This is a genomic window from Acaryochloris sp. 'Moss Beach', from assembly GCF_021497025.1.
In the GTDB taxonomy this organism is placed as follows: Bacteria; Cyanobacteriota; Cyanobacteriia; order Thermosynechococcales; family Thermosynechococcaceae; genus Acaryochloris; species Acaryochloris marina_A.
Genome location: NZ_CP071726.1, coordinates 13,780 through 27,872 on the forward strand (window position 1 = coordinate 13,780; position 14,093 = coordinate 27,872).

A 14,093-nucleotide genomic window follows, 5' to 3' on the forward strand; every position below is an offset into this window, starting at 1 on the left:
TAGAATAATTTTTTTTCATAGTTATATCTTCCGAAGAAATAATTCAATAATTGATTGTATCAAAATTTCAATTTATGAGCACTAGTGAAACTTGAAAGCTCGTTATAAATACTATGAAAATCAGCTACTCCACTGTAAACTGACGGGGTTGGAAAATTTCCACTATCAATGCATAGATATAAGATTTTGATATTTTCTCCATTGCAAAAAAATTTTTTAATGCACCTCAACAAGATTCAAATGTTCCTTATTTTAAAATAATCTTTTTTATAGTGAAAAGTTTCTTGGAAATCTCCCTACAACTCCATCTCAAAGATCCGCGCAACATCCTTAGACTGAATCCCCCAGATACGCCATCGTCTGCTGCTGGGACTTATGCCCAAACGCCTCCATCACCAACGGGATCGGCGTATGCCTTTTATACTGCCAATACCCCCAAGTCTTCCGCAGCGTATGACTTCCATAATGCCCTTTTAGCCCCACCAGCCGACACCAGCGCTTCACCATATTCGTCACCGTCGGCACCTGCAACACCGGACCATGCAGACTCCAAAACAGATAATCCTCATCCTCAAACACCCGTGACCTAAGCAAGGACTGAATCACCGACACCGCCTTAGAATTGAGCGTCACCAACCGATACCTATCCGTCTTTGACTGCTTCAGATCAATCACATCCCCCACCCCCAGATAGCGCACCTGGCCTGCCTTCAAAGACAGCAGCTCATTCGCCCGATACGCCGTATTAATCCCTAACGTAAACAGACACAGATCCCGAGGACTCCCCGACAACAGCTGCTTAATCCCCGCAATCGCCTTCTTCGTCCTTATTGGCTCCACCTTAATCGAAGATCCCAACTTCGGATGATTCGGATTCGACCCCTTCGGCAACGGCATAACCCACCTAAAAAGTAATTAAGTTATCTCCCTTATCAACCTATAACTTAATCACCTCAAATTCTCCTCTCCCTCAACAAAAGTCCCAACTCCCCACTCCATAACCCTTTCCCCCCCCAATAGAGATGATTAACTAATGAGTCAGAAGTTAATCATAGAGAGATAACAGAATCAGCAGACCCACCCCATCAAGCATTTAACTTCTGGCATAATTCAGCTAGCGATATGGTAGAGGACTAAAAATTCAAGTCAGATCGCGGCATTTATTGAGTAAGCAGCACATCATGAAACAAATATTGCAAGAGGTCTATTATTATCTCCCGTTTGTTAGGAAAGAAATTACATTTCATTACATGCTCGATTTCGCAATTACGGCCCCTAAAGTGAAGGCGGCTCGAAAACAAAATGGCTCAGGGAAAGCAAGAGTGCTCTCTGCTGATGAGGCAAGAGAGTTATTTGAGGGTGGGTTTACAAGGGACCGCGATCGGGCGTTGTTTGGAATCTGCTATTTCTGTGGCTGTCGGATTGGAGAGGCGCTGCAGCTGAAACGGGAGAATGTTGATCTGAAGCTGGGAGTAATTACATTTCCCAAGGGGATTACGAAGGGGAAAATTCAGACTCGGCAGTTGGAGGTTCCGCCAACGTTAATGCAGCTCCTGGAGTGGTATGAGGAGATGCCTATGGAAGGGTATATCTTTCCAGCCCATGCAAAGGCGGAGAAACAGGGGTTTTTATCGACGGTGCAGGCTCATCGGATTTTGAAGGGGGCTTGTGAGCGGGTTGGACTGGAAGGGGTGAGTACTCATAGCTTCCGCCGCTCTTATATCACGGGGTTATGGAAACAGAATTTAAGTCCTTGGAAAATCAAGCAGTTTTCTGGACATAAGTCGATGGCCTCACTGTTGGAATACATTGAAAGCTAATCAAATAAATTTTCAATTCCAGATAATTACTGGTTACTCTAACGTATTAGTACATACAGCTAAAGATATGGCAAAGATCCTTGAGATAGAAGTGTAAGAAATATTATTTAAATCCATGTCATGAAGAAACATCTAAGATCACTTTTTATTCCATATAAACTTATGCAAATCAATCATTATCACTTTTTATCACTTGACTTTTATAAAGTAGATCAGGAATAATTTGAATATCTAAATTCACGGTAATAGCACAAATAGTCTATAGCTATTTTCATGAAACCGCGAGATTTCGACTGTATAGAATATGAATTTCATGAACGATAACTCCTGCTTTAAATGTAGTCTTATCTAGACAGTGGATAGGCTTCGATCGGATTTAAAACTATTGCCGATACTGTTAAATACAATAGGATTTAGAAATGAAAAATTTACTGTATTATGGTTAGAGAATTAAACTAATTCTAGTCTTATAAAACTTTCCCTGCGGGTAATTATTATAGAGCCAATTTAAAATCTCTAAATAGCGGCTAAAAGCCTCATAAAATTTCAAATCACTGCTTAATAAGTTACGTAAGAAGCTGTAGCACCAAATACCATTAGATTTCAATTAGCTGAAAAACAGCTTATGCATCATAAATTTCAAAGACTTTTTCAAAAAATTGCTGGGATTCTATTTCACAAAATTTGCAGGTTTTTATAATCTCTCAGTATTACAATGCCAGGAGCAGTATTTTTCTAGGAATCTGTTTTAAAAATCTCTATCGAGGCTAACTAATGAACCCGAAAGGAACCGATTCATCTGACAAAATTAAACCTAGTACGCGAAAAGTGACGGTTGGGGCATTAGCTGGCGCTCTTGTCACGGTCGGGGTTTGGGTAATTGGAGAAACAACCACAATAGAAATCCCTGACCCGGTTAGTGCCGCTCTAGGAACTATTCTCACCGCCATATTCGTTTACAATACCGAAGAAACATATTTTGAGATAAAAGATTGAGGGATAAATTTAGAGAGTTAATCGCTTGAGCATCAATCGGATCAAACAAAGACCACCTGTAAATTTTTCCGGGTTTTCTTACTCAGCATTGGTTTGAGGGAACCAATGCTGTTCCCATTGACCATTAAGCTCCACAGTTAAAGCTCAGCTTCCTCTGTAAGACCAGCTCATTCCCTTATTTTTCTGACGATGCCCGACGACAACATCCACTCCCTTTTCAACCCGTCCACTGCCAATTGTCTTCCCTGCTTGCTGGCGACGACGGTAATCAATGATCTCCGTTGCATGTTTTTCCGAATAGGTGAGTGAGTAGCTTTTGTAATGCGTCTGGACTTCTCGCCTGCACTTGGTTCTGTAGATAGCTAATCACTTTAAATGTTTAACCACACCATAGTTTGGGCAGGATAGCTTTGAGATTCAGGCGTTTAGCTTCTTTATCTTTGGCAATCATTTCCATCAACTTACGGACCTTGGTGCTGAGATGATACTAATCCAGGATCACACGGACGGACGGGCCAAACAGGGACTCTAAACGACAGCGAATAGAGCGGGCATCATCGATAATAGCAACGATGTTTAAAGGGTTGTCTGATCTGCCCTCCCCATAGTGGTCAATCAGCTTTGCCTTGACCACCAACTCCAGTGACATCAAGGGTTTTTCATCTTTTTGGATGGGAGTAGTCAAGTACTCAAAATCCCTCTGAGGCTGTTGCAGCATGATCACATCTATGTTGACTCGCTGGCGTTCAGAGACTTGATTTTCAGGCGAACTTTCTTGAGTTCAAGAGGTACGATGCTCTTTCTGTTGTTTGACCTGAATGCCATCCTCAAATAGAAGGATTTCGGAAGTATCACTATCGTAGAGATCAAGCTGGGAGTTAACGAGCAGAAGTGGGTCACCGCTGGCTTCCAGTATGTCTAGCGTCTCATCTGCAATTTGTTGACTGACTTAGACAGATTTAGCAATCACTCCCTGCCAGATCCATTGATCGTTGAGTGACCGTTTACCTGTCATTCTCTCCACCAGTTTTTCCACTTCTTCATAACTCATGCGATTGGCGTAATAAGCGCTCAACTCTTGTAAACCACTGCTGAAGTGGCCTTCATGACACTGATCCGTCAATTCAAAGTAGGTGCGTTCTTGGCCATCCAACTTGAATCGTTGTTGAGTGAAGCTTAATTCACCGTGCAAGGTCTTGACCGTTATTCGTTGATTGTCGTTGAGGGTGATTCGTCCCGCTTTTTAAAATCTTCCGAATGCTGCTGTTGAGCTGATTTGAGTAACTCTGATTCCAGCTCTGGAAGAGCCTGACGACGAAACTGTTCAATCGGGCGTATTTAGCGGATCGGGGATGCCTTAGTTTTCGGAATGGTCACCTCTGGGAATAAGGAGTCAAACCGTTCATTGACCCAGGCAATTCTCAAGATCAGTAAATGGTTGAAACCATCCTCACTCCAGCGCATGCCAACTCCCTTAAAGCGCTGCTGAATCAACCACTTGCATGCACTTTCAACCATTCCTGACCCGAGAGGAATCTGTTGCTGTTCAAAGTGCCGATAACGGATGTGGTGATGATGGCGTTGGAAATAAGCCTGCACCTGGAGCAACGTTGAAAAAGACTTTCCCGTTAACAGTTGTGAGTGAATCAATATCGTCAAGGACCGTAATACAAGTAGGTGTTGCCCGTGTCGCAATTGGTGTCGCCAGTGCCGGAACCAGGCTTGGGCTTGAGCAGAGCGGGCATCTCCAAACATCGCTTTAGTTGCTCGTGCCAGATGGCCTGCTGAATGAAAAAAGTCGAGGACTGCCACAGCACAATGAGAGAACAAGGTGCGATAGACTCGCCAGAAGCCTCGTCCCCCATCACTGAGCCAGATGACTTTTGGAGCAGATTCAAAGTCTTGTTTGTGAGCTTCGAGTTGAAGTAAAGGGATGCACGACTTGGCAAACTTCTTTATTTTTATAGAGGGATAATTAGGTCTAGGCTGGCATTATTACCTCCACAACTTGCTCGACAGATTGGCCTTGTTCAAAGAGTGATTGACAAAACTGTACGAGCGGATGCAAAACCTCACGAGTCAATCCGTAGAGCTTCTGGCCAATGCTTGGCGTTTTACTTGCAAAGCTAAATTTTTCAGATGTTCCCCCCAGCGACAGGCGCATCCTGGAGCAACGACTGCGCCAGACAACTTAAAGCGATGTGGCGTTTGACCGCATCCTCGTTGCGTAGCTGAGCCGATTCCAGGCCACAGATGCCTTTGGTAAACTCATGAAAAACTTCACAGGGCCAGCGATAGCTCCAGGTGATGGCAATGCGCGAGACATCCCAGTGCAGCGCGTCAGTCACTAAAAAGCGAGGGGTATCATTCAAATCCTCCGTTTCATGAACAATGACAATCCGTTTGCGTCCGATTTTTTTGAGGCGTACGACTTTGCTAAAGGCCCAAATCTCCTTCACTTCGCCATTGCGTTGATGAATGCGGTAGTGCCGAAACGACTGGCCAGAGGTGCTACGAAGTTGTTGAGCCACTGCGTCAATGCGAGTCCATTGGTTGAACCAAAGCACGGAACGATTACACGCCAGCTCACTCACCCAATGCTTGCCGAATCCTTCAATGACGGTCGTTAAGTCCGCTGCGCATACGCCTGCATCAAAAGCATAATCCGCTGTCGGAAACTGCCCTTCCCCTTCAATTTGCTCAATCATGGCACTCAGCAGTTCCGTTCGCGTTTGATAGGCGTCACGATTATGCTGGTAGGCCACCAACTCACTCAATCGCTCCATCGCCGCTGCGATAGTTTCATACTCGCCTTGACGGGTCATCTTCAGATACTCCAGTTCTGCGGCTTCCCACTGGGCCGCTTGCACGGCGACGCCTATCCCATCTTGTCGCACTCGATTTGCCGCCACTGCGGTCAGAATCGTCTGATAACAGCTCATGCAATTATCAACATAATCGTACTGACGTTTGACCCCAAAAATCTGTTTGCTCCGTTCGTGATGTCCCAGTGTCCAATCTAGGCTAATCACTACACGTGCTCTGGGGGGCATAATGCTGTGATACCTGTAGACGGTGGCGCACCATCAATGCCTCCTGCTCCCATGGCGATTCAAACACCCCGGCGTGCATTGCTCGACGACCTGAAAGGGGCTGCTCGGTTGTCGAGACAAACTGACTGTGAATCCCTTGCAATGTTTTGTTCTCACTGAGTAGTAAGCCACTGAGGTATCGGCTCACATGCTCAAATCCGGCTTGTCGAGGAAATAAGTCGCGGTAAGCGCTCATGCCCTGCTTAATCGTGTTGGGGATGCCGACAAAAGGAAGCATTGTTGACGTTGCTCATTACGCTACAAACCTGAAACAAGCATGACGCAACTAACACCATTAGCGACATAAATTGATGGCCTCAATGGGAAACTTTGCCAAGTCGTGGGGATGAACTGGTCGATATCGCCCAATACTGCCACCAGTCTTCGACGCAGTAATTGGGGGACCTCCTTTTTAGCTCGGGTAACCCGTGTTCCCAGGCGAGCTAAGATGGCGACTTTGACTTCTCGCCACTGGATTTTTCCCTTGGGTGAGTTCGGGGTGGGGCGAAAGGGGACCATCACACCATCGGCGGCAATGGCCAAAGGTAGAGCAGATAACATCTCTGAAATCGCTTCACAAGGGGCCTGAGTCCCTGATGATTGAGCGTTGAGTTGAGCTTCTAATTCCTGCTGAGCTTTGTTACCCACGGATTGCACCCAGTTCCACAAACTGGATGGACTCACGGATAGACCACTCCACTGACCCAGCATCCAACTGGCCAGTTCATAGGGCATGAACAGACTCAACAAGCAGCCCAGACGCACCAGTTCTTCGCTGCTGTGCTGATAGGGGGGAATCCCAATGGCTTGATCCAGGGGAGTCAACAGACTGCCTGGACATCCTTTGGGACAACGGCCCACCCGTCGCTTTCAAGAGATAGTGCCTACCAGTGTCTGCATCTGACGAGATTCCCATCCCTTCGAATGTAAGCGGGTTCCGCAGGTAGTACATACAGGCCATACAAATACTGCTTTCGCGCGCCTTGAGAGTTCATCCTCCAGAAGACAGCGAGCTAGAAACAAGCCCATTTGCAGAACGATATAAACCATCTGACTCAGGCTGGTTGATACTTTGAGTGCTTCAGTTTGTTCTAGAAATTCGTCATGGGCTAGCACGGTTAGCAATTGCGATGGTAGGGGCATGATAGTTTTTTGGTTCGGGTACAGGATCTATTGTCCTTGACCCGTTTTTCTTTGAGCCATGCATCCCCGATCCTTTGCTTACGCCCTGTTCAATCGCTTGTTCGATCTCGTTTAGGGTTTGGCCACCCAGTTCAAAGGCATGAGCGGTTGAAGAGGAGTCCGATAGAACATTGCCTTCGTCATCACAGAGTACGATTTTGGCTTTCATTCAACAAGGTACCTTTTGATCTGAGTGGAATGAGACTTTTGTAAAACCTCTAAAACTCAGACTGGGCAAGTTAACCCGGAAAAATTTACAGGTGGAATAAATCTCTATAACGCACATTGAGTCATCACTGTTTGTTCCATATCAACTTATATGTATCATCTATTGTCACTTTTTATCACTTTACTTTTAAAAGTAGATATAGGGATAATTAATAATAGCTAAATTCACCATATCAAATCAGCTTAGAAACGAATGTAATTCTAGAAGGAGCAAACATGGCTGATCCATCTGTAACCGAAAAGTGTGGGGACGCAACATTTACATATAATCCATTAAAGTATGAGCTTTTAGAAGATCCAGATAGACCAGGCAAGTGTAAGTTAGTGAAGGCGAAAGATATACATAAGGGGGACATGTGGAGGAGAACCCTTTGAATATGATAAAAAAACTCATGTTCTTATCGCCAATCCAAGTGATCCTACTAAATGTCTAGTAGTGAAAAAAATAGTCCGTGACCCTGGAATTCTTGAACCACCAAATATCTAAGGTATTCATGCTTTGGCTCTATAAGCCCAATGTTTAATATGCTTTAATATTTTGTTTAGTCAAGTGATTATTTCTATGATTTATGTATCTTTGTTTGAAAAGACTAAGAATGAAATAACGAGAGTTAGTTCTGCAAAAGTTCTTCAATTTTTTCCCAGCATTGTTGATTATTACAATAATAAGGCCTAGCTTTGCGCAGGTTAATTTTGGTCGTAGCCCTACAGTCACTAATTTACAACCTTCAGTTTCAAGCTTACAATATGGAATTACTACTGGAACAACTTGTCCTGTTCCTTCTTTTAATGTTTATGGTTTCTATGGTGACTCATCAGACAATGCAGGCTTTAATGATCAGTCCACCAATTTCAATGGAACAATAACAACCACTTCTTCATCTGGTGCATTATCAAATGCAGGTCTTGATAATTTCGGTGTTGCAGCAGGTTTTTCTATCCCTATTGGAGGCTCATTAGCAAAAAATTGTAAGAGGAATGCTAAAGCGCGGGCTGATCTGATCACAGCAAAATATCAGTCAGATTTGGTTCAACAATGCTTGTATTTGCAACAACAAAATGTTGATTTTAGCGCTGATGTATATAGTGAAAAAGGTGCTTTGTCTTCCTTATCACCTTGTAATAAAGTTGTAAATGCTAAATTGAAGCCAAATATTGATTCAGAAAAGGGTTCGCAATCTGATGGGAGTGTAGTTCCTTCTGAAAACTTTGCCGGATCTCGTGACGGAAAGCAGACTGATGGCTCTTTAGTATCTCCTGTTAACTTTGGAACACCAAAAACCCTAGCTGAAGAGGAAAAAAGCACTAATGTGCTCATTATTCCCCAGTAAATGATACCCTTCCAACAAGTTGGAAGGGTATCATTTACACTTCATTCACGCTCCATTTTAAGCTGCAACCACAAAAACTTGATTGACAAAAGAGATCAGAAACGTAACGAATCAGCCTTCTGTCGTAACATCAGCGGGTAGTGAGGTGAGATTATCACAGAGGTTTATCATCTGATATTTTAGGTCAACTGGATAAAACCTGAAAAGGAGCGTGTCACCTTTTTAAGAGAATATTCAGACTGTGCACAAACCTATTGATTTGGTAGTGGTTAAGACACGTAAAACTATAGAATTTTTTTCTTCCCAAAAGGTGACGTACTCCCAACCTGAAATGAGTTGGTAGGAAGAGAACGACATCCAAAGATCCAAAGCGATGTTCTCCGTTCAAGGATCTCAACGGATTTTATTACCATAACAACTGGCCATAAAATCTCTGGCGTTGCTCAATGATGAGATGATTTTAAATATCGCCATTTCCTGAAAGCGTATTTATAAAAGAATTTCGGGAAACTAATGAAGTGGTAATCATCCCGCCATTGAGCAACGCCAAATCTCTTGATTGTTGGATCAATGAATAATTACAGGTAGTGAATTTCAGGCTTCTCCATGAAATCTGAAGAAGCGAGCTTCAACCTGAAGGAAGAACCATCAAGGGGATGCTAACAGCGTTCGTTGAGAAGTTGCTAATTACAGCATTATATATGATCTTAATTGTTATCTATCGCTCGTTTTTACTACCCGAAGAATTCCATTTCAAGAAAATTTGTTCAAGTTTTATTCATATAGAGAGGAGCTACCAATGGTTGCAATATTTAATGATCCTTATGTACTAACGCAGCCGAATACAGGTAGAGAACTGACTCTGATTATTGATGGCGATGAGTTCGGTGCAGACTTTACTACTCAAGAGGGTTATACAGTTCTGTTCAACGATCAGATAGATATGTGGGTTTATGCAGATAAAGCAAGCACTGGTTCACTGGTGCCAACGACTTACCCCGCTTGTAGCCCTGCTCCATCTCACCTGACAAAAGGACTATCGGATGATCCGACCAAACGAATGCAAATCGACAGGCTGAGATCAGAGCGCATCGAAAATCGCTATTTTCGTCAACAGGTTAGCGGTTCGGGTAGCCCTGATGTTAGGCATTTAACCCTCGGGACCAATAACGGACTTTTACCAGGTAGAAGTGTTTCAGGTAATGTAAGAGGTCTCGTTGTTATAGTTGAATTTAAAGACATTAAAGCATTTCCAAATGCAGTCACCTTGGTCGATAGAATGATGAATGGGAATCAGCCTCATCTGAACAACTCAACAACTGTAGAAGGATACTTTAAAACAATTAGTAACGATGAGCTCATTATTGAGAATCATGTACATCCCAAGATCGTTACGTTATCCAATAATAGATCTTTCTATATGCGTAACTCAATCGTACCTCACGTACTTGAAGCGATAAGGGATGAGATTACTTTTGCTGATTACGATTCTCGAGATGAGGGTATAGTCGATTCCATCAGTTTTCTGTACGCAGGTGACACAGTTTTTGGAGACCCCAAAAATGGTACTGCGGAGTTATGGCCTCACCAATATACCTACAAAGTGACAAAGCGCGAAAATGGTCGTTTGTACGAGACCTACTTTTACATGCTGACTTCACTAGGTAAAGACTCAAACTCTCTAACTATCGGTACCACATGTCACGAACTGGGCCATCTCCTACTACGTTGGCCGGACCTATATGATTACGGCGACCGTGATGGAAGAGGGCAGGAGATTGGTGCTGGAAAAAGTGCAGGGATAGGACCCTATTGCCTCATGGGAAGCGGCAATGATGTAGGAAATGGAGGACGGAATCCCGTACCAGCTTGCGGTTATTTGAGGCAGCTTTCAGGCTTCACCAACACAACGGTAGTATTGAATGATACCAACCAAAAACACGAAGTCAGGGCTGACGACTATTCGACAATCTATCGATATGACATCTCAACAAACGAATACTTCATCATCGAGAACCACACCTCCATAGGCTTAAGAGCTGGGATGGGAAATATCTCAGGACTCGCTGTTATGCACTGCGACACCGAAGGCTCGAACGAATGGCAAATTAATACACCAAGATATCACTACCAAACTTATCTGCTGCAAGCTGATGGCCTAGAAGAACTTGAGCGAAATCGACGAGCTAACCCAGAAGACCTATTCAAGGAAGTAGAGGGAATCGCTCTATCTTTTAACACGGACCCTTCTACTCGAGCATGGGATGGATCAGATTCTGGATTAGTAATTAGGGATATTAGCGCACCTGGGCGAATCATGCGTTTTGTGTCAGGCCCCAACTCCATCGATTAATCCTCACTTTCATCCAAACCACAGGAAAATTGTGAAGGGGCTTGAGTGATAGCAGTGAATCACCTATTGGGTATCCTCCATTGGCATAGTTTTAAAACAGGCCATTTCATATCAATGGACCCGTTTTAGTCGCTAAGGCTGAAATTCTTTCCCAGTATAGGCTATATCTATAAGTATTTATGCTTAGACTATAGTCAATAGAGTCAAAACTCTGATGATGGACCAGCGTGCGCATTTGAACAGAAACCTATGGTTTCGTCTGAAACCCATGTCCTATAAACAGTCTATCCATAATACATTTGTTCGCTCAGAAAATCCTCGTTTTTTTACACTCCGAATTTGGCCATAATCTAGCAATGATCAGTGCAAGAAAACTCATCTAAAAATCAAAGCTAAATAAACCCTCTCCAATTATCTTTTTTGTTAATCAGCTTCAAAACCATAAAACGCTTACTCCATAAGGCATATACGCATTAAGTTGCGTGACATCAGATGTTCTGGAAAATTAGGGGCAGAATCCCTAAAATTCAAATGCGCCCGCTGGTCCTATTCAGATGGTTCGATTTCTAACTGAACCTTCATTCGAGTGTGTGTTGTCGCTGCTATCTTAGTCAGCTGTTCAACGAAGTCAGAGGGGAAAACGCCAGCGTTTCCATTATTTGCATGCGCTTCAGTTGCCACAGATGACATAGGTGTGATGTTTTGAGGCATAGGTGATAAATCTGGGACGATTTCACTAACCGCTGCAGCCGCATCAATACGCCCTGCTCCATAGCGAGGATGCCAACCGTTTCCTGTAGGGGGATTACGACGAGCAGTATTAATAATAGAGTTACGGATGTCTTCAATGGTCAAGTCACCTTCAGCAACCTGCATGAGCAAGGCTACTAATCCCGTAACATGAGGTGCCGCCATACTTGTTCCGGGCATTTGAGTCCGACGAGTATGAGTGTTTGATCGGGCTGCTAGTACCCCATCTCCAATTTCGCCGCCTGGAGCACTGACATCTGGCTTCTGACGGCCATCACGGGTCGGACCTTCCGCCGTGAAGGAAGACAATGGTCGGCTGAGTCCTCGTGCATTGTAGGATCCAACGGCAATTGTATTATGACCGCAGCTTATGGACCCAATGGTATGGGAAGGGTCATGGTCAACTTCAGCAAATCGAGACTGTAGTCTAAAAGCCGTCCGTTCAATCCAAGCGTGAAACAGAATAGGAGAGCTACTAGATGAGCGAATTTGAACTTGCCAATTACCAGTTGGCAATGCTTCATTGACTGGGATGTTTAAAGGTTTGGGTGGAAAGTAGATGTCAAGATGCAGGTCACCATTATCTTCATCCCGGTTGTAATTCACAACTCCCATCTCCCTATTATTCACAAAGATTTGTTGTTCATTGGGGTTGGGAGAAAACGTACCGACCACCTCTCCGTCTGGGTCAACTAGTGTCATCTCTAATTCATCGTTGCCTTTATACCAAATTTCTAGCTCATTATCTGTTCTGATGGTATTACCTATTTCCCAGGTCAGATCTCGAGGTGCCGAAGATGACACTTCACCACTTGCGTGTATTCTTCTGCGATGAGAGTTGCCAGCAGAAATAACTATCGCACGGTTAGGTTCATCTAGTAAGCCGTCAAAGTATTGTTCCGCCGACGTTGTTCCGTCATGTGGACCTCCATGAGTTCCCAGGCTCAAATTTACGACAGCGGATCGATTCAACTCTGCGGCTTTACGAAAGATATAATCGGCTGCCTGTATCAGCCGACAAGATGAGCCGAATGACTCAGTGGCCACATCTGTATCTTCTCTGCCACTCAATTGAACAAAAATGATGTCTGCACCGGTCGCAACGCCGGGAAATCCACTGCCACGTCCGTTTCCCGCAGCAATGTCCATTACGTGTGTGCCGTGTGCGGGTCCTGCTCCATTGAGTTCTTCGGGGAGGCTTGGACGGTATGATAAGTGCTGGTAAGCACCATTATCTAGATCTTCGGGATGAAATGGATTATTACTCGCATCTGGAGGTGCAGTTGCCTGAAGCAACGCACTGTTTATAATACTTGCCGAAATCTCGCGTCCATAATCATAGGGTCGTGGCGAAGGGGTTTGTGGATCTGGACTTCCATCCTGTTGCCAGAAAGAGAGAATCCGTGTTGAACCGTCAGCGTTGCGGAAATTCTGGTGTAAGTAGTCACAACCATAGTCAACGATGCCAATGATGACACCAGTTCCATCAGGTACATCTGCATTTGCAGGCACTGTCGGCTCAAGATCGATTCGTCGTGCTCGAATTTCGCGAACAGAATCTTGCAAGTCTAGGAAAACCCTACGACCGGCCTCTAACTTTATGACGTTGTCGTGACTAGCAACGCTATCAAGATCCTCTACATCGACTGTACCAGTAACAATCTGTCTAACAGAGGTCACGACATTCAACTTTGGCACTGATGTACTAGGATCTCTGAGCTTCGCAATAACTTCGACGACCTGTCTACCATCAATCGTCTCACGGATAAAACTACGATTGATAGGTTGTCCTTCTCTTTGCGCATTTGCAATTATTTCAAGCCGAGGATCCATAGAACTCAGCTTGTGCGCGCTCTTATCAATACGATACTTTGATTGATTTGGCCTAGGTGCATTTTGGTCTGTCAAAATTCTAATCCTTTGTTGTGAAGCATCGAACAATGGCCTGGATACATTTAAGATTCGAACCAAAGAATAAGAGTTTCAGTATTTTGGTGTCAACGAAAAATCAGGAGTTTCATGCTTTACTTTAAAAACTGTCTGGTGTAGTGCTCTAGAAAGAATTCTTTCTAGAGCACTACACGGAATCAGTGCCAAATCTCAGTTCATTAAATTCTTTTGAGATGCCTGGATCCTTATGCAAGCTTCTGTATGTCCATTTCCCTTCATAGAATTCGTATTCAGGTATTATTGAAATAATCCTCCAATTTAGACATTGATATCCAAAAAAAATCATCTCTAAACTCACAGTTCAGCCAAGTTTATCTGATCGTTGTATGTCGGCTCAGAATCTCCTAGCGATATATCTTTGAAATAAATATGGTCTTTACAAAAATATTTT

14 protein-coding genes are annotated in these 14,093 nt (G+C 43.8%); 4 read left to right on the forward strand and 10 right to left on the reverse strand.

Annotated elements, in window-relative coordinates; genetic code table 11:
• Nucleotides 1–330: 330 nt before the first annotated feature.
• Nucleotides 331–897, reverse strand: a complete 567-nt coding sequence (locus HRE53_RS34110) for a tyrosine-type recombinase/integrase (RefSeq protein WP_235113124.1) — start codon at nucleotides 895–897, stop codon at nucleotides 331–333.
• 353 nt (nucleotides 898–1,250) lie between these two features.
• Here HRE53_RS34110 and HRE53_RS34115 point away from each other — a divergent pair, with 353 nt between their 5' ends.
• Nucleotides 1,251–1,820: a site-specific integrase gene (locus HRE53_RS34115; protein ID WP_235113125.1), complete on the forward strand. Its 570-nt coding sequence runs from the start codon at nucleotides 1,251–1,253 to the stop codon at nucleotides 1,818–1,820.
• A 774-nt stretch (nucleotides 1,821–2,594) separates the two neighbouring features.
• A complete protein-coding gene (locus HRE53_RS34120) occupies nucleotides 2,595–2,816 on the forward strand; it encodes a hypothetical protein (protein WP_235113126.1) in 222 nt (73 codons plus the stop codon).
• 487 nt (nucleotides 2,817–3,303) lie between these two features.
• Here HRE53_RS34120 and HRE53_RS34125 read toward each other — a convergent pair whose 3' ends face one another.
• The 8 genes from HRE53_RS34125 to HRE53_RS34160 all read right to left on the reverse strand — a co-directional run bounded on the left by HRE53_RS34125 (nucleotide 3,304) and on the right by HRE53_RS34160 (nucleotide 7,259).
• On the reverse strand, nucleotides 3,304–3,501 hold the full coding sequence (locus tag HRE53_RS34125; RefSeq protein WP_235113127.1) for a hypothetical protein: 198 nt from the start codon (nucleotides 3,499–3,501) through the stop codon (nucleotides 3,304–3,306).
• A gap of 264 nt (nucleotides 3,502–3,765) precedes the next feature.
• The gene (locus HRE53_RS34130; RefSeq protein ID WP_235113128.1) at nucleotides 3,766–4,008 is read right to left on the reverse strand and encodes a hypothetical protein; all 243 of its coding nucleotides are present in this window, start codon (nucleotides 4,006–4,008) and stop codon (nucleotides 3,766–3,768) included.
• Between the two features lie 146 nt (nucleotides 4,009–4,154).
• Nucleotides 4,155–4,646, reverse strand: a complete 492-nt coding sequence (locus HRE53_RS34135) for a hypothetical protein (protein WP_235113130.1) — start codon at nucleotides 4,644–4,646, stop codon at nucleotides 4,155–4,157.
• Nucleotides 4,647–4,951: 305 nt separating this feature from the next.
• Nucleotides 4,952–5,869: a transposase gene (locus tag HRE53_RS34140; protein WP_235113131.1), complete on the reverse strand. Its 918-nt coding sequence runs from the start codon at nucleotides 5,867–5,869 to the stop codon at nucleotides 4,952–4,954.
• Nucleotides 5,841–6,146: a hypothetical protein gene (locus HRE53_RS34145; protein WP_235113132.1), complete on the reverse strand. Its 306-nt coding sequence runs from the start codon at nucleotides 6,144–6,146 to the stop codon at nucleotides 5,841–5,843. The genes HRE53_RS34140 and HRE53_RS34145 overlap by 29 nt, the downstream gene beginning before the upstream one ends.
• A gap of 20 nt (nucleotides 6,147–6,166) precedes the next feature.
• Nucleotides 6,167–6,769 carry a hypothetical protein gene (locus HRE53_RS34150; protein WP_235113134.1) on the reverse strand — a complete coding sequence of 201 codons (603 nt, stop codon included), beginning with the start codon at nucleotides 6,767–6,769 and terminating at the stop codon, nucleotides 6,167–6,169.
• Nucleotides 6,770–6,778: 9 nt separating this feature from the next.
• The gene (locus HRE53_RS34155) at nucleotides 6,779–7,051 is read right to left on the reverse strand and encodes a hypothetical protein (RefSeq protein ID WP_212661603.1); all 273 of its coding nucleotides are present in this window, start codon (nucleotides 7,049–7,051) and stop codon (nucleotides 6,779–6,781) included.
• The gene (locus HRE53_RS34160) at nucleotides 7,011–7,259 is read right to left on the reverse strand and encodes a hypothetical protein (protein WP_235113135.1); all 249 of its coding nucleotides are present in this window, start codon (nucleotides 7,257–7,259) and stop codon (nucleotides 7,011–7,013) included. Before HRE53_RS34160 ends, HRE53_RS34155 begins: the two co-directional genes overlap by 41 nt.
• 706 nt (nucleotides 7,260–7,965) lie before the next feature.
• Here HRE53_RS34160 and HRE53_RS34165 point away from each other — a divergent pair.
• Nucleotides 7,966–8,649, forward strand: a complete 684-nt coding sequence (locus HRE53_RS34165; RefSeq protein ID WP_235113136.1) for a hypothetical protein — start codon at nucleotides 7,966–7,968, stop codon at nucleotides 8,647–8,649.
• 799 nt (nucleotides 8,650–9,448) lie between these two features.
• Nucleotides 9,449–11,002: a M6 family metalloprotease domain-containing protein gene (locus HRE53_RS34170; protein ID WP_235113137.1), complete on the forward strand. Its 1,554-nt coding sequence runs from the start codon at nucleotides 9,449–9,451 to the stop codon at nucleotides 11,000–11,002.
• 546 nt (nucleotides 11,003–11,548) lie between these two features.
• Here HRE53_RS34170 and HRE53_RS34175 read toward each other — a convergent pair.
• Nucleotides 11,549–13,432, reverse strand: coding sequence for a S8 family peptidase (locus tag HRE53_RS34175; protein ID WP_235113138.1), 1,884 nt, complete (start codon nucleotides 13,430–13,432; stop codon nucleotides 11,549–11,551).
• Nucleotides 13,433–14,093: the final 661 nt, after the last annotated feature.